Consider the following 19,312-nt stretch of genomic DNA (forward strand, 5'->3'; position numbering starts at 1 on the left):
GCGTAAGGAGAAAACCCGATGCGTATTCATCGTACGACGCCCACGCGCGCTTTTTCAGTCTTCTCCAACGCCCTTCTCCGCGACCGGAGCATCTCGTGGTGCGCGGTAGGCGTACTGACGTACCTCCTGAGCCTCCCGAACGAGGCCCGCGTCACCATCCGCACGCTTGCCGATCAGCGCAAGGAGGGGCGGTCGCGGATCGCCGCCGCCCTGCATGAGCTGGAGGATTCGCGGTATCTGCGGCGCGTGGTGCACAAGAACCCGGAGAGCGGCCAACTCTTCACCGTGTACGAGGTTTTCGACACTCCGTACGAGGACGAGCCGCCTGCGGGTGAAGAAGAAAAAGTCGAGAACCTGGCCTCCGGCGAGTCGGCCGTCGCGCCGTCGGGCGCTCTCCCTTCGGGAGAAAAGACCAGGGAACAAGAACCTCCCTCCCCGCCGCCGCAGGCCGAGTTGAGCGAGCGCACCGCGCTTGCCGTGAAGTTGCTCGGGTCACTCGGGCGAACCGAACCGCGGCTCACGCTCGGTGCCGCCGAGGCGCTGAAACTCGCGCCGCTGGTCGAGGAGTGGTGGGACCGGGGTGCGACGAGTGTTCAGGTGCGTGCCGCCCTGACGGACGGTCTGCCGCGACGGATGTACTCGGCCGCCGCCATCGTCGAGAACCGCCTGCGCCGAAAGTGTCCGGCGGCCCCCGACGCCATGCCGGTCACCACCGTCCACGTCGAACCCCGTAAACCCGGCGCCTCCGGCTACCGCGAGGCCGCCCAGCGCGGAGGCGCACTCGCCCGCGCCTTGTTGCGGGGGCGCCCCGCGCTCGCGTAACCGCCTCCCCCTCAGACTCCCGGCCGCACGTCCGTGCAGTCGGGTTGCCCAACCGGAAGGAATGCGATGACCGCGTTGCTTGACAGGACCGAAACGGTATACCGACGGTATACTGCCGTCATGGCTGACACCACCGTCAAGGTCGACCCCGCTGTCCGTGACCGCCTCATGGTGCTGGCGCGTGAGCGCGGGATGACCATGCGGGATCTCATCGCCGAACTGGCGGGGGCCACGCCCACGCAGGAGGAACTGCGGAAGCGGTACGAGGAGACCAAGGCGTACTGCGAGACGCACTTCGGGGTGACGCTCACCGGCGAGGATCACGATCGGGCGGAGAAGGTCTGGCAGGACCTTGAGGCCGGCCGGCCCGTGGACAGTCTGTGAGCGGGGCGAAGGCCGGTTCGACCGGTGTCGTCTTCGACGAGTCCGCTCTGCTGGCGCTCGGTTCGGGGAATTCGCTCGCCTCGCAGTTCGTGGCGAACACCGAGCACGGGCCCACCCGGCACGTCTATGTGCCGGCGCTCTGCCTGGCCGCCGCCGACGGTATGCGCAAGGGGCTTGCCGAGCACATCGGGGCGTTGCCCGCCGTGGAGATCGTCGAGTTGGACTTCTCCGGCGCGTCCACCGTGGGGGCGCTGCTGCGGAACGGGGTGGAGTGGCGGCTCGGCCATGCGGTCCATCTGTCCCGGCCGACCGTCGACTGGCCGGACGGGCGGCACGTGGTGACCGCCGACCCGGGCGCGTACGCGGACATGCCCCTTGTACGGACGATCAGGTTGCCGCGTCAGAGGTGAACGGCAAAGGGGGCGCCCTCACCGGGACGCCCCCTTTGTCCGGGCATATCCTGAAGTGGTCCGCTCCGCGCACGCCGACCAGGAGAAGGTGACTGCGATGCGCATGATGCTGAAAGCGTCCATGGACACGGAGAAGGGGAACGAGGCCATCCGCAACGGGACCCTCGGGAAGCTGATGGAGGAGTCCCTGGAGCAGATCAAGCCCGAGGCTGCCTACTTCACCGCCGACGGCGGCAAGCGCACCGCGTTCCTGTTCTTCGATCTGAAGGACCCCTCCGACATTCCGTCGATCAGTGAGCCGTTCTTCCTCAACCTGGGTGCCGAGCTGACCTGGACCCCGGTGATGAACGCGGAGGACGTCCAGACGGGTCTCGGCAAGATCCGCTAGGCCCTCACTCCTGCGGTGTCCCCTGGATCTTGGCAAGGGTCAGGACACCGCCGAGGACCATCCGCATGCAGCGTTAGCTGAACACGATCATCGAGCCCTGGGCCAGGCTGCGCGTCGCCGCCGCGTGCAGCCCGAGCCACACGTGCCGTTCACGCGCGAAGGGGCTGGTGTCGTACGGCGCGGCGACGGCCGGTTCCTCCAACTCCGTGGGAGCGGCGGGGGGTTGTGGTGCCGTCGGTGGGTTCGCCGGGTCGATGCCGATCGTCGGGGCCACGAACTCCAGCTCGCGCAGGAGGGTCTGGGAGGAGCCCAAGGGGCCGCCGCCGGCGAGGAGTTCGTCGTTCGCGAGCGGGTGCGGGAAGTCGACCGGGACGTAGGCGCCCGCGTGGTCGTAGTGCCAGACCAGGTGGGACTGCTGGGCCGTGGTCTCGAACATCTCCAGGAGCTGTTCGTAGTCGCCGCCCAGGTCGTCCACCGGGGTCACCGGGAGCCCGCAGACCTGGAGGAGGTAGGCCCGGCGCAGGAAGTGCAGCGCGTCGTAGTCGAAGCCCGCGACCGGGGCGACCTCCCCGGACAGTCCCGGCATGTACTGGTACACCGGCACCGGGGGGAGCCCGGCCTCGGCCAGCAGCGAGTTGTAGAGCGCGAGTTCGTCGGCGAACGGATTGTCAGGGGTGTGGCACAACACGTCGACGAGCGGGACCAGCCACAGGTCACAGGCCAAAAGAGGGCTCCTCGGTTACTCGCTGCGCAGCGTGGATCTCGCATGGTGGTCAGGCAAGAGTAGGGGGAAGAGTAGTCGGTGCGGCCCGGGTCAGCTCCCCTCGTGCAGGTCCCATACCCACACGCCGTCCACCCGCTTACCAGGTTTGCCGACCAGCTTTTCCACAGCTGTGCGGAGCTTGTCGTCGTTGGGCTGCGGCGCGATCACCAGGGCGCCGGCGTGCCAGTACGCGAAGTCGGCCTTTGCCTGCGCCTGCCAGTTCTTGCCGATGGTGGGGATGACTCCGGTGTAGCGGACGTCACGCAGCATGTTGGAGGTGTAGCGGGGCGAGGCGCCGTAGATGCCGATGCGGTCGGCGCCGTAGGGGCCGTTGAAGTAGCCGCCGGGCATCTTGAAGCCGAGGCCGGAGGCCGTCTGCCAGTGCAGTGCCTCCGCCGCGCCGGGGTCGGCGAGCGGGATCGGGACGAGGGATTCGCCGGCGCGGACGTACGACTTGTAGGTGCCGTCGGTGAAGAAGGCGGGGACCGCGGCCCGGTCGACCGCCTTGAGCGGTGCGGGGACGAGGGGGAGCAGCGCCAGGCATACGGCGAGCAGGCCCACGTACTGCGTGCCCAACTCGCGTGTCGCCGCCAGCCGTTCGACCGCGAGTGCGACCAGCATGCCCAGCGCGGGTGCGCAGATCATCGCCACCCGGCCCTCGATCACCGACTCGAAGAGCGGCTTGTGGGCGAGCAGGGCCCAGGGGCCGGGGTAGATCGTGTCGGTGAGCGGGATGCGGATCTTGGGGCCCATCGACAGGATCGCCGCCGCGATCGCCGTGAAGGCCAGCGCCTTGACCAGGGCGTGTTCCCACAGTCGTACGACGATGGCGAAGGCGAGGGCGACCAGCGGCCAGCCGTAGAAGGCGTTCTGTTCGGTGGGGTTGAGGGAGAGGGAGTTGGCGCGGATCTCGTCGCCCGCCATCAGGGAGCGTTCGGCGAAGGAGAGGAGCGCGAGGGGGCTGTTGCCCGCGTTGTCGCCGTGCAGGACGCTCTTGTAGCTCTGCGGGCCCGCGAACTGGTAGTAGAGCGGGATCAGGATGATCGGGGCGCAGACCAGCGCCGCGATGCCCAGGCCCTTGAGCAGGGGGCGCCAGGACGCCCGGACGACCTCCCTGTCGAGGACGCCGTAGGACGCGGCGAACAGGACCATGCCGATCGACGCCAGGAGCAGGGGCTCCTCGCCGAGGAAGATCTGGTAGGCCGCCATCACGCCGAGCACGACGCCGTCGCGGACCACCCGGGTGCCCGCGCACAGGCGCAGGGCGCGGTCGATGATCAGCGGGATCATGAAGAGGATGACGAAGTTGGGGTGCGCGTTGGCGTGGCTGACCATCGGCGGGGCGAAGGCCGCGAGCGAGGCGCCGACGAAGGCCGCGGCCCGTTGCCGTACGACCCGCTTCACGATCAGCCAGTACCAGGCGGCGGCCGTGGCCGCGAGGCCGAGCGCCATGCAGACGCTGAGGGAGACCGCGGGTCCTGCCAGCAGGGTGAGGGGCGCGAAGGGGACCGACAGGCCGAGCATGACCGTGTTGGCCATGAGGTTCACGCCGTCGGGGAAGCCCTGGAGGTTGGAGAAGAACGGGTTGTGGAGGTGGGCCACGTTGTCGGCGGTGACCGCGAAGAACCACTCCCACTGGTTCTGGTCCTGGAGGGAGTCCTCCAGGTAGCGGTGGTTCGGGCCGAAGAAGCGGCCCGAGTAGAGGGCGACCGACATGAGGAGGAAGAGGACGGGGACCAGCACGTCCACCGGGCGCAGGGAGCGGGCGCGCAGGCGGGCGAGTTCGGTGAGGACCCGGGCGTAGTCCAGGGGCCGTACCTTCGAACCGGACTGGTGGGCCCAGCGCACCGGGACCTCGGCGACGTCCCAGTCGGCGCGGCGGAAGTGCTGGAGGACTTCCACGTCGATGCCCCAGCCGTTGATGCGGGAGGCGGCGAAGGCCTCGCGGGCGCGGTCGCCCTCGAAGAGCTTGAAGCCGCACTGGGTGTCGCGTATGCCGGGGACCGCGGCCTGCCGTATGAGGAAGTTGCCCGCGCGGCCCAGGAGTTCACGGACCGGGTGCTGGTGGCTCTCGATGGTCGCGCCCGGCGCGGCCCGGGAGCCGATCGCCGCCGCACGGCCCTCGCTCAGCTCCTTGTCGAGTTTCTCCAACTCCTCGATGGGCGCGGCCAGATCGGCGTCCGTGACCAGGACCCGGCGCCCGCGCGAGGCGGCGACCCCGAGGCGCAGGGCGTGGCCCTTGCCGCGGTTGCGGGGGCTGGTGACCAACTGCACACGGGGATTGTCCAGAGAGCGGGAGGTGACGACCTCCCTCGTCCCGTCGTCGGAGCCGTCGTCGGCGACGACGATCTCCCAGTCGCCGAAGCGGCCCTCGTTGTCGCTCAGATACGTGGTGATCGCGTCGAGCGTCGGCCCGAGCCGCTGTTCCTCGTTGTAGGCGGGCACGACGACACTGAGGTCCACGACGACGACACTGGGGTCCACGGCCGGAGCGGCCCTTTCCGGTCCGGTCACCGGGCGGCCAGCCGCTCGATGAGGTCGAGGGAGTGCTTGTTGTACGCCAGGACGATCGCGCGCGCGGCCGGGGTGTCGCGGCGCGCCAGGGCGTCGACCAGTTCGGTGTGCTCGGACCACAACTGCCCGCGCAGATCGGTCAGTCGGCGCAGATGCTGCACCGTGCAGACCCAGGACTGGACGCGCAGCCGGTGCAGGAAGTCGCCGAGGTAGGGGTTGCCGAACATGGTGCTCAGCTCGCGCCAGTACCGCAGGTCGTAGCCGATCAGCACGGTGAGGTCACCGGCCTCGGCGGCGCGCTGCGCCTCCTCGCCACGGCGGCGGACCCCGGCGAGCGCGGCGACCGTGCGCGGGTCGTCGGTGCGGTCGAAGACGGGGTGGCCGCCGGCCAGCGCCAGGAACATGCCCTCGGTGACCAGTGCGCGGGCCTCGATCATGCCGCGGTGGTCGGCCACCGAGTACTCGTGGACGCGGAAGCCGCGGTGCTGGTCGGCCTCCAGGAGTCCCTGCGCGGAGAGATCGACGAGGGCTTCCCGGACCGGGGTCGCGGAGACGCCGTACTGCTCGGCGATCTCCTTCACCGTGAATTCCTGGCCGGGCTGGAGCCGGCCGGCCAGGACCTCGTCGCGAAGCGCGTCGGCGATCTGCTGCCGCAGGGTGCTGCGGGTCACGGCGCCGTTGCCGCTGCTTCCGGGCATCGTCGGAGCGTCTCCCTCGTCGCGTTCGATGGCGTACTCGTATATGTCTACGAGCACGTCACCTTACGCGTTCGGGTTCCCGCCCTGCCCGTATCCGGGCACCAGAGGAACGGACCCGCCCATTCCGGGTACTACGAGGTGAATTCGACGGCGTACTACGACGTGAATTCGTCCGCCACGGACAGCGCCGTGTCCAGAGCGGCGAGGCCCTCCTTCAGTTCGGCCTCGCTCACGTTGAGCGGCGGGACGACGTGCGTGCGGTTCATGTTGACGAACGGCCACAGCCCCTGCTGCCTGGCGGCGGCCCCGAAAGCGGCCATCGCCGCGTTGGCCTCACCCGCCGCGTTGTACGGCACCAGCGGCTCGCGCGTCTCCCGGTCCTTCACCAGCTCAAGCGCCCAGAACATCCCGACGCCCCTCACCTCGCCGACACTCGGGTGCCGCTCGGCCAGCGCGCGCAGCGCGGGCTCCACGACGGTCGTACCGAGGTGCTTCGCGTTCTCCACGACGCCCTCCTCCGCCATGACGTTGATCGTCGCGACGGCCGCGGCGCAGGCCAGCGGATGCCCGGAGTACGTCAGGCCGCCCGGGTAGGCCCGCTTGCCGAAGGTGTCCGCGATCGCGCCGGAGATGGCCACCCCGCCGAGCGGCACGTATCCGCTGTTCACGCCCTTGGCGAAGGTCATCAGGTCCGGTACGACGCCGGACAGGTCGGCCGCGAACCACTCACCGGTCCGCCCGAACCCGGCCATCACCTCGTCGAGGACGAAGACGATGCCGTACTTGTCGCAGATCTCACGCACCCCGGCGAGATAGCCCGGCGGCGGCACCATGATCCCGGCCGTCCCCGGCACGGTCTCCAGCACGATCGCGGCGATCGTGGCCGGCCCCTCGAAGGCGATCGTCGTCTCCAGGTGTTCGAGCGCGCGCTCGCACTCCTGCGCCTCGGTCTCGGCATAGAAACGGGACCGGTACAGGAAGGGCGCCCAGAAGTGCACGACCCCGGCGGCGGCACCGTCGCTGGCCCAACGGCGCGGATCCCCGGTGAGGTTGATCGCCTGCTGCGTACCGCCGTGGTACGAGCGGTACGCGGAGAGCACCTTCGGCCGCCCGGTGTGCAGCCGCGCCATGCGCACGGCGTGCTCGATGGCGTCGGCGCCGCCATTGGTGAAGAAGATCTTGTCCAGGTCCCCCGGCGTCCGCTCGGCGATCAGCCGGGCCGCCTCCGACCGGGACTCGATCGCGAAGGCGGGCGCGAAGGTGGTGAGGGTCGCGGCCTGCTCCTGGATCGCGGCGACGACCTTCGGGTGCTGGTAGCCGATGTTCGTGTAGACGAGCCCACTGGTGAAGTCCAGGTAGCGCCTGCCGTCGTAGTCCCAGAAGTACGACCCCTCCGCGCCGGCCACGGCGAGCGGGTCGATGAGCTCCTGCGCGGACCAGGAGTGGAACACATGCGCACGGTCCGCGGCCTTCACGGCGGCGCCGGCCTGGGGGTTGGGCTGAGGGGTCATGGCGGCGAGCGTAAATGTCCGCGATGCGGAAAAGGTATCGGCGGTCTGTCTGCGGTCGGCGGGTTTCCGCGACAGGTTGTCCAGGGTGGGTGTCCGGCGCGGGATGTCCGGTGCACGGCTGGGGCCGGTCTCCCGTTACGGAACCGTAGACACCGCTCCGGCCGTCCCGTCGATTCGCCGCACTATTCTCGGTCTGTCGCGGAGCGCAGGGGTGTGACCGGGGTGTGACCGGGGATTTCAGGGGAGGCGGCGCGGTCGTGGAGAAACTGGGGGCGGCCGATCCGCAGCGGATCGGGGCGTATCGGCTGTTGGGCCGGCTCGGCGCCGGGGGCATGGGGCACGTGTACCTGGCCCGGTCGGACCGGGGGCGCACGGTCGCCGTCAAGCTGGTGCGGGAGGACCTGGCCGCGCAGGAGGAGTTCCGCGCCCGCTTCCGGCAGGAGGTGCAGGCCGCGCGGCAGGTCGGCGGGCACTGGACCGCGCCCGTCCTGGACGCCGACACCGAGGCAGCGGTGCCGTGGGTGGCCACCGGGTACGTCGCCGGGCCCACCCTGCAACAGGTCGTCGGCCGCGACCACGGGGCACTGCCGGAGCGTTCGGTGCGCATCCTCGCGGCCGGGCTCGCGCACGCGCTCCAGGACATCCACGCCGCCGGCATCGTCCACCGCGACCTCAAACCGTCCAACGTGCTGGTCACCATCGACGGCCCCCGCGTCATCGACTTCGGCATAGCGCGGGCCCTGGAGACCCAGGCCGGGGACGGGCTCACCCGCACCGGCTCGCTCGTCGGTTCGCCCGGTTTCATGGCGCCGGAACAGGTGCGGGGCGACCGCATCACCCCCGCGTGCGACGTCTTCTGCCTCGGTTCCGTCCTCGCCTACGCCGCGACCGGCACCCTCCCCTTCGGCAGCGCCGGCAGCGGGGTCCACGCGCTGATGTTCCGCATCGCCCAGGAGGAGCCCGACCTGACGGGCGTCCCCGAGGGCATCGCCGAACTGGTCCGCGACTGCCTGCGCAAGGACCCGGCCACCCGGCCCACCCTGGACCACATCCTCGACCGCACGGGCGCGGAGGACACGGTCTCCGGGGGCCGCTCCCGCGAACCCTGGCTGCCGAGCGGCCTGGTCGCCCAACTCGGGCGGCACGCGGTGCGGTTGCTCGACACGGAGGATCCGCAGACGGCGGAGCTGGAGAAGGCCGGTGGCGACAAGGCCTCCGCCGGGCGGGTCCCGTTGGAGAAGGGCACTCCGGTGGTGCGGGCCCTTCAGGCTCGGGCTTCCGAGCCCCTGGCTCTGGAGGCGGCTCAGGAAGCCACGCCTGACACACCTCCCGCACCCGCCACACCTGCATCCCCCGCACCCGCGTCCGCACCTCCTGCACCCGCGTCCGCATCCCCCGCGTCCGCATCCCCCGCACCCGCGTCCGCATCCCCCGCACCCGCGTCCGCACCTCCTGCACCCGCGTCCGCACCTCCTGCACCCGCGTCCGCATCCCCCGCCTCCGCACCCCCCGCACCCGTGTCCGCGGAGCCCGTCCCCGTCGCCGTAGAGCACCCCGCCGTCCCCGAAGCCTCCCCCGAACACGCCCCGGCCTCCGACGACTCCTCCCCGCCGCCGCCCGCGACGGCGGACGACGGCGCGCCGACCACCCACCTCCCGACGGTGGTCGAGACCCGGCCCGGAACCACCGGGACACCGCCCCCGCCGACCCCACACCCGGCCTACGGCCGCCCGCAGCAACACCCACAGCCCGCCCCCGGCTACGGCTATCCGCAACAGCCGGCACAGCCCGCCCCGCCCGCCGCCGACTACGGCTACCCCCAGCTCCCCGCCCGGCAGCTCGTCGGCTGGGGCGGGCAGGTGCCGTACAACCCCTACCCCCACAACCCCGGCCTCGGCTCCACCCCGCCCTACGGTCCGGGCCCCTACCTGGAGCCCCAGGAGCCGCGCCGCAGCAAGCGGTCGACCGCGCTGCTCGTCGTGGTCGCGCTGGTCGTCGCGCTGGGGGCGGGCGGTTCGGTGTACGCGCTGATGAAGGGCGGCGGCAACGGCAGCCGTACGGCGACCGGTTCGGGCGGCCGGGCCACCAGCGCCGCGCCCACCACGCCGGGTCCGACCACCGGTCGGCCGTCGCCGACCGGCTCGGCGTCGGCCTCCGCGACACCGTCCGGGGCCGACGCCGTACCGAGCGGCTATCTCGGCACCTGGAACGCGTCCATCGACAACTCCACCGGCCACAACACCCGCCAACTCACCATCAGGCAGGGGAAGGTGGGGGACCCCGTACTGAAGCTGGTCGCGGACGGCCCCGGCTACCACTGCGTGTTCAGCGCCGACCTCACCCAACGGCCGGGCAGCGAAGGCCCGTTGCGGATCGGTGCCTCCACCGTCACCTCGGGACAGCCGCTGTCGTCCTGCAGCCCGGGCGCGGCCAGCGAGGTCACCCTGCTGTCGGACGGCACGCTCCAGCGGGTGAACACCGGCAACGGCGAGAAGCTGACGTACACGAAGTCGGGCTGAAGTCCCTTTGCTCCAGGGCTGGTTGAACGTCACCGGAACTTCGGCCGACAGCCCCTGCGGGTTTTCCGGGGCCGCCCGTACCGTGACCCCACGATCCGGCTGGGGAGCGGGGGCCCGCAGTGGAGTGGCTGAGCGCGGAGAACGTCGTCGCCGTGGGCACCGCGGTGCTCGGTATCGTCGCGTCCGGTGTGATGGTCTGGTACGAACGCCGGACGCCGCGCCGCTGGGGGCACCTCCCACGCCTTTAAGGCAGTGGGGGAGGATCGGCTACCGCGTCCAGATGGACACCCCCATTGGCGACGACGTCCGTTCGGGCCGGGCGAACAGACGCCTCGGCCTCTTCGACGAGGTGCCGGGCATGTCCGACGCCACGCTCGTACCTGGTTCCGGCCGGTTCCGGCTGATCCCGTGAGGTCCGGCGCCCGCGTCTGTGCGCCCCCGCTCACTTCACCGCGGCTCGGGCGGCCGCTGCCGCGGCATGTTCGGCCGGCTGCCGCCGCCCGGTCCGCCCGGGCCCGGTGGCATCGGGAACCTGCCGTGTACGACCGCACCCTCCTGCCGCCCCCCGCCGGCCACCGTCGACTGGATGCCCAGCGGCGCCGAGCCCGTCCGGAACTCCACCATCCAGTCGGCCGTCTCCATCCGCACCAGCTCCGTCACGTCCTCCGAGAAGCGCCGCAGCACCCCCAGACACCGGTCAGCGGCCTCGCTCGCCGTCCCGTCGGCCGGCCCCAGCACCTCCCGCACGCCCTCCGACGCCCAGTCGAACTGGAGTACCTGAAGACGCCGCTGCACCGCCTGCGCCGTAGCCACGTCCCTCATCCACCCGGACGTCATCCCGAAGAGCCGGTCCCCGGCCACGCACGCCGCCCCGAGCAGCAGCGCCAGATAGCCCCAGGCGGCCAGCCCGGCCGCCACCCCGGTGAGGTCGAGCAGCGGCAGCGCCGCCCCGACGACCGCGCCCAGCACGGCGCCCGTGCGCAGCACCCGCGCCCCGCGCCGCTTCCACACCCGGTCCGCGAGGTACCACGCCGCCGTCTCCAGCGCCCCGTGCTCGACCCACCGGTACAGCTCGTCCAGCCGGGCCGCGGGCTCGCCCCAGTCCCCGAGCGGAAACGCCCGCCCGGCCAGATCGCCACCCTCGGGTTGAATCTCCGGCTGACCCACCCGGCACTCCCTTACGTTGTGTGACACCTGATGCTGATGTGCCGGATCCTTCCTACCGCCCAATGGGTGGCGAAGGCTCCGGTTTCACCTCTTTTCCGCCCGGAAGTGGGTCTTGATCAGGTATAGGACGCGGTAAGGACTCACTCGAAAGAGTGCTGAAGCGATGACTGCTCGGACCACGTAGGCTCGTGCCGAGCGGGGCGAAAACCTCGCCCGGACAGCCGTACCCCTGACTGACAGCCGTACGAAACCAGGAGCTGATCGTGATTCCCGGTGGTGGCCAGCCCAATATGCAGCAGCTGCTGCAGCAGGCCCAGAAGATGCAGCAGGACCTGGCGAACGCGCAGGAGGAGCTGGCGCGGACCGAGGTCGACGGACAGGCCGGCGGCGGCCTGGTCAAGGCCACCGTCACCGGCGCCGGCGAGCTGCGCGCGCTGAAGATCGACCCGAAGGCGGTCGACCCGGACGACACGGAGACCCTCGCGGACCTGATCGTCGCGGCCGTCCAGGCGGCCAACGAGAACGCGCAGACCCTCCAGCAGCAGAAGCTCGGCCCGCTCGCGCAGGGGCTGGGCGGCGGCAGCGGTATCCCCGGTCTGCCTTTCTAAGACAGGCCGCGGCCAACTACGGTACGTACGTACCTCCCGCACGATCCCGAGGAAGGCAGGCAGTCCGTTGTACGAGGGCGTGGTCCAGGACCTCATCGACGAGTTGGGGCGGCTCCCCGGCGTCGGTCCCAAGAGCGCGCAGCGGATCGCCTTCCACATCCTGCAGGCGGAGCCGACGGACGTCCGCCGGCTCGCGCAGTGCCTGATGGAGGTCAAGGCGAAGGTTCGCTTCTGCGCGACCTGCGGAAACGTTGCGCAGGAAGAGCTGTGCGGCATCTGCCGCGACCCGCGCCGCGACCTCTCGGTGATCTGCGTGGTCGAGGAGCCGAAGGACGTGGTGGCCGTCGAACGCACGCGCGAGTTTCGGGGCAAATACCACGTCCTCGGCGGCGCGATCAGCCCGATCGAAGGTGTCGGACCGGACGACCTGCGTATACGAGAACTTCTCGCGCGGTTGGCCGACGGTACGGTCACGGAGCTGATCCTTGCCACGGACCCGAATCTGGAAGGCGAGGCCACGGCCACGTACCTCGCCCGCATGATCAAGCCCATGGGCCTCAAGGTCACCCGCCTGGCCAGCGGCCTCCCGGTGGGCGGAGACCTGGAATACGCGGACGAGGTGACCCTCGGCCGCGCCTTCGAGGGGAGACGACTCCTAGATGTCTGACGCCACACTGCATGCCACCGCGCAGGACCCGGACGACTTCGCGGTCCAGATCGCGGACCAGGTCGAGAGCTTCCTGGTGGCCGTGTCGGAGGTAGCGAAGGGCGAGGACCCCGACTCCGCGGTCCCCTTCCTCCTCCTGGAGGTCTCCCAACTCCTGCTGGCGGGCGGCCGGTTGGGCGCGCACGAGGACATCGTCCCCGACGAGCGCTACGAGCCCGACCTGGGCCCGGAGCCGGATGTGGACGAACTCCGCGAGCGCTTCGCGGTGATGCTGGAGCCGATCGACGTCTACTCGGAGGTCTTCGACCCCTACGAGCCGCGCAAGCCCCCGGTCCCGGCCCGCATCTCCGACGACCTCGCCGACCTCATCACCGACCTCCGCCACGGAATGGCCCACTACCGCGCGGGCCGCACCACGGAGGCCCTGTGGTGGTGGCAGTTCTCGTACTTCTCCAACTGGGGCTCCACGGCGTCGGCGACGCTGCGTGCGTTGCAGTCGGTGGTGGCTCACGTCCGCCTCAACCAGCCCCTCGCGGAACTCGACGGCCTGGACACGGACCAGAGCGTCATGGGCGACGAGACGCTGGAGTTCGAGGCGGGCGCGGTGATGGCGGAGGAGATCGCGGGGCCGTTGGGGATCCGGCCGGTCAAGTAGTCCTCGGTGTGGGGGTGTTGGGGATCACAACCCCCACACCCCCTTCCCCACCGCCGTAACCCCGCCCGCCAACGCCAGCGTCAACACCAGTGCCCGCGCCCGCGGTTCGGGTATGCGCCCCGCCAGCCCCCGGCCGATCACCCCGCCCACGACCATCGCCGCGGCGACCGCCACCCACCGCGCCCCACTCAACGACGGCACCCCGTTCGCCGCCACCGAGAACGCGTTGACGACGACGCCGTAGAACTGGGCGTTGGGGACGAACTCCCGTACCGTCCAGCCCGCGTTGACCGCGTAGAGGGAGATCGGCGGTCCGCCCACGCCCGCCGCCGCGTTCATGAAACCGCCCGCCGCACCGGCCGCGACGGCCCCCTTCGTCCCCCGTAGCGCCGTCACCCGCACTCCCCGCATCACCAGCAACACGGCGACCGTCACCAACCCGCCCATCACCAACAGCAGTACAGGCGGTGGCAGTTGGCGCGTCATCCACGCCCCGGCCGGCACTGTGCAGACCGCCGCCGCGCACAGCGGGACCATCGCGCGGGCCCGTACCCGGCGCCAGCCGCCCGCCAGGCCCACGACACTGATCGCTCCAGCGGCGCAGTTGGCGAGGACGACGCCTTGCGTCGGGCCGAGGAGGAGTACGAGGGCCGGTACGGCGACCAGGGCGAAGCCCATGCCGGTGAGCCACTGGACGGACGAGCCCAGCAGGACGATTCCGCCGAGCAGTATGTCGGTCGTCATGGACCAACATCATTCAGGGGCCAGGGTGTAGCCCGCTACACCCTCGCTCCGGGACTGGGCTCCCTCGTTGCGGCACCCCGGGAACGGGAACGTTGGACGCATGAAGAACTTCCTCTCCTCCAAGCCCGTCCTCTGGTTCCTCTTCCTCTTCAACCTGGCCGTCGCCGCGGTAGCACCCTTCGTGGTCGACGGAACGCAGGGCGTGATGACCGCCGTCGGGATGGGGGTCGTGTCGCTGGGTGCCGGTGTCAGTCTCGTCCGGGACCGTGGTCAGGCGGACGCGGTGCGTTGATTGGAGCAGCCCTTCCCCGCCCCTGTACGTCCGCTGCACGGGCGCTAACCGGCCGAAAGCCAGTCTGGAGTCATCCCAGAAGACACCAGTACAACTGGAGTTGAGATGACCCGCCGGTCCATCAGCAAGCGCGCAGCCGTCGTCACCGTCACGACCGCCCTGGCCCTCGGCACCCTCGGCACCGTCGCCGCGACCGCCGGTCCCCAGCACGATGCCAAGCCCTCCAAGAAGCAGATCGCCGCCCTCTTCGACGGCTGGAACGCCGCGCTGCGGACCGGTGACCCGAAGAAGGTCGCGAACCGGTACGCGCCGGACGCCGTACTCCTGCCGACCGTCTCCAACAAGATCCGCACCGACCGCGCCGAGATCGTCGACTACTTCGAGCACTTCCTGCCGAACAAGCCGGCCGGGAAGAAGATCGAGACGATCGTGAATGTGCTCGACAACAACTCCGCGATAGACACGGGCATTTACGAGTTCACGCTCACCGACCCGGAGACCGGCAAGAAGCGTGTCGTGGAAGCCCGTTACACCTACGAGTACGAGAAGCGCGGCGGCAAGTGGCTGATCGTCAACCACCACTCCTCGGTGATGCCCGAAGGGTGATGACGACCGACAGTCCGCTTCCGGGAGCGTCCCGCAGGGCCACCGTCCCGCCGTCGTCCGTCACCAACTGGCGTACGACGGCCAGGCCCAGGCCCGACCCGGAGCGCCCGGTGAGGCCCTGGCCGCGCCAGAAGCGGTCGAAGGCGCGGGACTTGTCCGCGTCGGACATGCCAGGGCCCTCGTCCACCACCGTCAACTCGACCTCGTCGCCCCGGGATTCGGAGCGCACAGTGATCGTCGCGCCGTCCGGCGACACCTCCAGGGCGTTCGACAGCACGTTGTCCAGGACCTGTTCGAGATGACCGGGACTGGCCAGCACAAGCGGCCGGCCGTCGACGACACTCCCCCTGAGCGCGATGTGGACACCGCGCTCGTCGGCGGCCGGTCTCCACACCGAGAGGCGTTCGGCCACGATCTCCCGCAGCGGCAGCGGTTCCGCCGCCGTCACCTTCGCCTCGGCCCGCGCCAGCACCAGCAGGCCGTTGACGAGGCGGCTCATGCGGACCACTTCGGCCGTCGCCTGATCGACGTCCTCCCGTACGAACTCGTCGTCCACTCCGTCCGCGATGTTGTCCAGCGAGAGTCTCAACGCCGTGAGCGGGGTGCGGAGTTGATGGGAGGCGTCGGCCACGAAGATGCGCTGCGAGGCGATGAGGGTGTCGAGGCGTTCGGCGCCCTGGTTGAGCGTGCGGGCGAGTGTCTGCGTCTCGTGCGGGCCCGTCACGGGGGAGCGGGCCGTCAGGTCGCCGTCGCTGAACTTGCTGGCCATGTCGTTGAGTTGGCGGAGAGGGCGAGTGAGGCGGCGGGCCACCAGCGCTCCCAAGCCGGCCGCCACCGCCAGGACCGCGAGAGCGAGGATCGCCCGGAAGCCCCAGATCTGCCAGAGCCGCCGGGTCAGGTCCGAGGTCGGATACGAGATGCGTACGGCGCCTACCGTCCGGCCGTCGCGTTTCGCCGGCTCCGTCACCTCCAGTGCCCCGTCGCCCCAGTGCGTCGCCGTCTTCGCCCGAGCGGCGGGCAGTACCTCGGCCGTGCCGGGCGTCTCCTGTGCGTACGCCACCACCATGCGGTCCAGCGCGGCGCGCGAGGCGGCGTCGCCGCTCAGCAGCAACGCCATCGTCTTTGCCTCGCGCCGCACCGACTGCTCGGTGTCGCCCCGGAGCTGGGCGGTCAGCGTGAAGGCGACCGGCACGGTGAACGCCGTCAGCGCCACGGCGACGAGCAGGACGTAGCTGACGATCAGCTGCCGGATCATGAGGCCGAAGGCCCGTCGGCGATCTCCAGGCGGAATCCGACCCCCCGCACCGCCTCGATCGTGATCGCGCCCGCCAACTTCCTTCGCAGCGCGGCCACATGGACGTCGAGCGTCTTCGTCGGGCCGAACCAGTTCGCGTCCCAGACCGCTTCCATGATCTGCTCGCGCGACATCAGCGCCCCGGGCTCCTCGGTGAGGAACGACAGCAGGTCGTACTCCTTGGGGGCCAGGGGCACCTCCTCGCCGTCGAGGCGGACGCGGGCGGCCTTGCGGTCGATGGTGAGGCGGGTGCCGTAGGCGTCGGGTCCCGCGGCCTCGGCAGCCGCGCGGGGCTGTGCGCGGCGCATCACCGCCCTTATGCGGGCGATGACCTCGCGGACACCGAACGGCTTCGACACATAGTCGTCGGCGCCCAGCTCCAGGCCGACCACCCGGTCCGTCTCGTCGCTGCGCGCGCTGATCACGATGATCGGGACGTCGCCGCGGGCGCGCAGCGCCTTGCACACGTCGAGGCCGTCGGTGTCGGGCAGGCCCAGGTCGAGGAGGACGACGTCGTAGGGGTCCTTGTGGCTCAGTGCCGCCCCGCCCGTGGTGACCCAGTCGACCTCGAAGCCGTAGCGCAGCAGTCCGCGTCGCAGCGACTCGGCCACGGGTTCATCGTCTTCCACCAGAAGTACGCGCACATCGCGCACCTTAGTGCTTGAAACTTAATTCACAGGCGCCACCTGTGACGCTCGGCACTTTTCCCGCACCCCTTCAGTGGGCATGCGCTGACCTGGGCGTCCGAAGCTTCCGGATCTCACCATGCGATACCGCGGAAGCGAATTTCGGGTGCTCGTTAAACTGAGCCGACACACCAGGACTGAGCGAGGAGCGCACGTGGGCCTTGTCGTGCAGAAGTACGGAGGCTCCTCCGTAGCCGATGCCGAGGGCATCAAGCGCGTCGCCAAGCGAATCGTGGAAGCGAAGAAGAACGGCCACCAAGTGGTCGTCGTCGTTTCCGCGATGGGCGACACGACGGACGAGCTGATCGATCTCGCCGAGCAGGTATCTCCGATGCCCGCCGGGCGTGAGTTCGACATGCTGCTGACCGCCGGAGAGCGGATCTCCATGGCACTGCTGGCCATGGCGATCAAAAACCTGGGGCACGAAGCCCAGTCGTTCACCGGCAGCCAGGCAGGCGTCATCACCGACTCGGTCCACAACAAAGCGCGGATCATCGACGTCACGCCCGGTCGGATCCGTACGGCGTTGGACGAGGGCAACATCGCCATCGTCGCCGGGTTCCAGGGTGTGAGCCAGGACAAGAAGGACATCACCACGCTGGGGCGCGGTGGCAGCGACACCACCGCCGTCGCGCTGGCCGCCGCCCTCGACGCCGAGGTGTGCGAGATCTACACCGACGTCGACGGTGTGTTCACCGCCGACCCGCGGGTGGTGCCGAAGGCGAGGAAGATCGACTGGATCGCCTTCGAGGACATGCTGGAGCTCGCCGCCTCCGGTTCCAAGGTGCTGCTCCACCGCTGTGTGGAGTACGCCCGCCGATACAACATCCCGATCCATGTGCGGTCCAGCTTCAGCGGACTTCAGGGCACGTGGGTCAGCAGTGAGCCGATTGGGGACCAGAAGGTGGAGCAGGCCATCATTTCCGGTGTCGCGCACGACACCTCCGAGGCCAAGATCACGGTCGTCGGCGTGCCCGACAAGCCGGGCGAGGCCGCGGTGATCTTCCGGACGATCTCCGACGCCCAGGTCAACATCGACATGATCGTGCAGAACGTGTCGGCGGCCTCGACGGGTCTCACGGACATCTCCTTCACCCTCCCCAAGGCGGAGGGCCGCAAGGCCATCGACGCCCTGGAGAAGAACAAGGGCGGCATCGGCTTCGAATCGCTGCGCTACGACGACCAGATCGGGAAGATCTCGCTGGTGGGCGCCGGGATGAAGACGAACCCGGGCGTCACCGCCGACTTCTTCACCGCCCTGTCCGACGCGGGCGTCAACATCGAGCTGATCTCGACCTCCGAGATCCGCATCTCGGTCGTGACCCGCGCCGACGACGTCAACGAGGCCGTCCGCGCCGTGCACACGGCGTTCGGCCTGGACTCCGACAGCGACGAAGCCGTCGTCTACGGAGGCACCGGCCGCTGATGGCCACCACCGGAGCGACCGTGCGTCCGACGCTCGCCGTAGTCGGAGCGACCGGGGCCGTCGGCACGGTCATGCTCCAGATCCTGTCCCAGCACGCGGACATCTGGGGCGAGATCCGCCTGATCGCCTCTCCGCGCTCGGCCGGCCGCAAGCTGGCCGTGCGCGGGGAGCAGGTCGAGGTGGTGGCGCTCACGGAGGAGGCCTTCGACGGGGTCGACGTCGCGATGTTCGACGTACCCGACGAGGTCTCCGCCCAGTGGGCGCCGGTCGCCGCAGCCAAGGGCGTCGTGGTCGTCGACAACTCCGGCGCCTTCCGGATGGACCCCGAGGTGCCCCTGGTGGTCCCCGAGGTCAACCCGCACAAGGTGCGCTGGCGACCGCGCGGCATCATCGCCAACCCGAACTGCACGACCCTGTCGATGATCGTCGCCGTGGGCGCGCTGCACGCCGAGTTCGGGCTGCGCGAGCTGGTGGTGTCGTCGTACCAGGCGGTGAGCGGGGCCGGCCGGGCCGGCGTCGACACCCTGCGCCAGCAGCTCGCCCTCGTGGCCGGTACGGACCTGGGCACCAAGCCCGGTGACGTGCGCCGGGCCGTCGGGGACAACACCGGGCCGTTCCCGGAGCCGGTCGCGCTGAACGTCGTACCGTGGGCCGGGTCCCTGCGCGAGGACGGCTGGTCCTCGGAGGAGATGAAGGTGCGGGACGAGACCCGCAAGATCCTCGGCCAGCCCGCGCTGCCGGTCGCCGTGACCTGCGTCCGCGTTCCCGTGGTCACCACGCACTCCCTCACCGTCCACGCCCGCTTCCAGGGCGAGGTCACCGTCGACAAGGCGCGCGAGATCCTCGCCACGGCCCCGGGTGTCGTCCTCTTCGACAATCCGGCCGCCGGGGAGTTCCCCACCCCCGCCGACGTGGTCGGCACCGATCCGACCTGGGTGGGGCGGCTGCGGCGGGCGCTGGACGACCCGACGGCGCTCGAACTGTTCGTCTGCGGGGACAATTTGCGCAAGGGAGCGGCCCTCAATACGGCACAGATCGCCGAGCTGGTGGCGCGGGACCTCGGGTGAGAACCGGACCCGTCCGCTCCGCCCGGCCGTAAATCCGCTGGCCAGTGGCGCAGGGGTTTGTAGGATCACTGTGCGCGATGTGGCCGGATTA

The 19,312-nt window shown here is 70.3% G+C and carries 20 protein-coding genes and 1 pseudogene; 13 read left to right on the forward strand and 8 right to left on the reverse strand.

All coding sequences use genetic code 11. From position 1 onward, the window contains the following. Positions 1-18 precede the first annotated feature (18 nt). The 4 genes from AB0I51_RS31000 to AB0I51_RS31015 all read left to right on the forward strand — a co-directional run bounded on the left by AB0I51_RS31000 (position 19) and on the right by AB0I51_RS31015 (position 2,004). Positions 19-822, forward strand: coding sequence for a hypothetical protein (locus AB0I51_RS31000; protein ID WP_362980792.1), 804 nt, complete (start codon positions 19-21; stop codon positions 820-822). 120 nt (positions 823-942) lie between these two features. Continuing rightward, positions 943-1,206: a hypothetical protein gene (locus AB0I51_RS31005; RefSeq protein ID WP_362980794.1), complete on the forward strand. Its 264-nt coding sequence runs from the start codon at positions 943-945 to the stop codon at positions 1,204-1,206. After that, positions 1,203-1,616: a hypothetical protein gene (locus AB0I51_RS31010; RefSeq protein WP_362980796.1), complete on the forward strand. Its 414-nt coding sequence runs from the start codon at positions 1,203-1,205 to the stop codon at positions 1,614-1,616. The genes AB0I51_RS31005 and AB0I51_RS31010 overlap by 4 nt, the downstream gene beginning before the upstream one ends. Positions 1,617-1,713: 97 nt before the next feature. Then, positions 1,714-2,004 (forward strand): hypothetical protein, encoded by a 291-nt coding sequence (locus tag AB0I51_RS31015; protein ID WP_019070351.1) that lies wholly within the window; start codon positions 1,714-1,716, stop codon positions 2,002-2,004. A 73-nt stretch (positions 2,005-2,077) separates the two neighbouring features. On the opposite strand, the gene AB0I51_RS31020 is transcribed toward AB0I51_RS31015, so the two are convergent. The 4 genes from AB0I51_RS31020 to AB0I51_RS31035 form a co-directional block, all read right to left on the reverse strand. Next, the gene (locus tag AB0I51_RS31020) at positions 2,078-2,728 is read right to left on the reverse strand and encodes a hypothetical protein (RefSeq protein WP_362980798.1); all 651 of its coding nucleotides are present in this window, start codon (positions 2,726-2,728) and stop codon (positions 2,078-2,080) included. 90 nt (positions 2,729-2,818) lie between these two features. Beyond that, entirely contained in the window at positions 2,819-5,251 is a 2,433-nt protein-coding gene (locus tag AB0I51_RS31025; protein ID WP_362980800.1) for a glycosyltransferase, read from the reverse strand. 26 nt (positions 5,252-5,277) lie between these two features. Continuing rightward, positions 5,278-5,979 carry a GntR family transcriptional regulator gene (locus tag AB0I51_RS31030; protein ID WP_362980869.1) on the reverse strand — a complete coding sequence of 234 codons (702 nt, stop codon included), beginning with the start codon at positions 5,977-5,979 and terminating at the stop codon, positions 5,278-5,280. A 155-nt stretch (positions 5,980-6,134) separates the two neighbouring features. Beyond that, complete coding sequence (locus tag AB0I51_RS31035) at positions 6,135-7,490, reverse strand: aspartate aminotransferase family protein (protein WP_362980802.1); 1,356 nt, start codon at positions 7,488-7,490, stop codon at positions 6,135-6,137. A 257-nt stretch (positions 7,491-7,747) separates the two neighbouring features. Here AB0I51_RS31035 and AB0I51_RS31040 point away from each other — a divergent pair, with 257 nt between their 5' ends. Both AB0I51_RS31040 and AB0I51_RS31045 read left to right on the forward strand, forming a co-directional pair. Next, a complete protein-coding gene (locus AB0I51_RS31040; RefSeq protein WP_362980804.1) occupies positions 7,748-10,009 on the forward strand; it encodes a protein kinase in 2,262 nt (753 codons plus the stop codon). Between the two features lie 119 nt (positions 10,010-10,128). Continuing rightward, a pseudogene (locus AB0I51_RS31045) lies at positions 10,129-10,388 on the forward strand (hypothetical protein); the annotation flags it as partial. Between the two features lie 68 nt (positions 10,389-10,456). On the opposite strand, the gene AB0I51_RS31050 reads toward AB0I51_RS31045, so the two are convergent. Further along, the gene (locus AB0I51_RS31050; protein WP_362980806.1) at positions 10,457-11,176 is read right to left on the reverse strand and encodes an SLATT domain-containing protein; all 720 of its coding nucleotides are present in this window, start codon (positions 11,174-11,176) and stop codon (positions 10,457-10,459) included. A gap of 263 nt (positions 11,177-11,439) precedes the next feature. Between AB0I51_RS31050 and AB0I51_RS31055 the strand changes: the two genes are divergently transcribed. From AB0I51_RS31055 to AB0I51_RS31065, 3 genes are all read left to right on the forward strand, one after another. Beyond that, positions 11,440-11,784, forward strand: coding sequence for a YbaB/EbfC family nucleoid-associated protein (locus AB0I51_RS31055; RefSeq protein WP_026178802.1), 345 nt, complete (start codon positions 11,440-11,442; stop codon positions 11,782-11,784). Between the two features lie 67 nt (positions 11,785-11,851). Then, the gene (gene recR, locus AB0I51_RS31060; RefSeq protein WP_019070339.1) at positions 11,852-12,451 is read left to right on the forward strand and encodes a recombination mediator RecR; all 600 of its coding nucleotides are present in this window, start codon (positions 11,852-11,854) and stop codon (positions 12,449-12,451) included. Beyond that, positions 12,444-13,106: a DUF5063 domain-containing protein gene (locus AB0I51_RS31065; protein ID WP_362980809.1), complete on the forward strand. Its 663-nt coding sequence runs from the start codon at positions 12,444-12,446 to the stop codon at positions 13,104-13,106. The genes recR and AB0I51_RS31065 overlap by 8 nt, the downstream gene beginning before the upstream one ends. 24 nt (positions 13,107-13,130) lie before the next feature. Here the strand turns inward: AB0I51_RS31065 and AB0I51_RS31070 are convergent, their stop codons facing one another. After that, on the reverse strand, positions 13,131-13,850 hold the full coding sequence (locus AB0I51_RS31070; protein ID WP_362980811.1) for a sulfite exporter TauE/SafE family protein: 720 nt from the start codon (positions 13,848-13,850) through the stop codon (positions 13,131-13,133). Positions 13,851-13,950: 100 nt separating this feature from the next. On the opposite strand from AB0I51_RS31070, the gene AB0I51_RS31075 reads away from it, so the two are divergent. Beyond that, the gene (locus AB0I51_RS31075; protein ID WP_362980813.1) at positions 13,951-14,142 is read left to right on the forward strand and encodes a hypothetical protein; all 192 of its coding nucleotides are present in this window, start codon (positions 13,951-13,953) and stop codon (positions 14,140-14,142) included. Positions 14,143-14,247: 105 nt separating this feature from the next. Next, complete coding sequence (locus AB0I51_RS31080) at positions 14,248-14,748, forward strand: SgcJ/EcaC family oxidoreductase (RefSeq protein ID WP_362980815.1); 501 nt, start codon at positions 14,248-14,250, stop codon at positions 14,746-14,748. Here AB0I51_RS31080 and AB0I51_RS31085 read toward each other — a convergent pair. Both AB0I51_RS31085 and AB0I51_RS31090 read right to left on the reverse strand, forming a co-directional pair. Further along, on the reverse strand, positions 14,714-16,003 hold the full coding sequence (locus AB0I51_RS31085; protein ID WP_362980817.1) for a HAMP domain-containing sensor histidine kinase: 1,290 nt from the start codon (positions 16,001-16,003) through the stop codon (positions 14,714-14,716). The two genes, AB0I51_RS31080 and AB0I51_RS31085, sit on opposite strands and share 35 nt — an antisense overlap. After that, positions 16,000-16,686, reverse strand: a complete 687-nt coding sequence (locus AB0I51_RS31090) for a response regulator transcription factor (RefSeq protein ID WP_362980819.1) — start codon at positions 16,684-16,686, stop codon at positions 16,000-16,002. Before AB0I51_RS31090 ends, AB0I51_RS31085 begins: the two co-directional genes overlap by 4 nt. A 196-nt stretch (positions 16,687-16,882) precedes the next feature. Between AB0I51_RS31090 and AB0I51_RS31095 the strand changes: the two genes are divergently transcribed. Then, a complete protein-coding gene (locus tag AB0I51_RS31095) occupies positions 16,883-18,154 on the forward strand; it encodes an aspartate kinase (protein WP_043667409.1) in 1,272 nt (423 codons plus the stop codon). Then, entirely contained in the window at positions 18,154-19,221 is a 1,068-nt protein-coding gene (locus AB0I51_RS31100; RefSeq protein WP_362980822.1) for an aspartate-semialdehyde dehydrogenase, read from the forward strand. Before AB0I51_RS31095 ends, AB0I51_RS31100 begins: the two co-directional genes overlap by 1 nt. Positions 19,222-19,312: the final 91 nt, after the last annotated feature.

It is taken from the genome of Streptomyces sp. NPDC050549, from assembly GCF_040655035.1.
GTDB lineage: Bacteria > Actinomycetota > Actinomycetes > Streptomycetales > Streptomycetaceae > Streptomyces.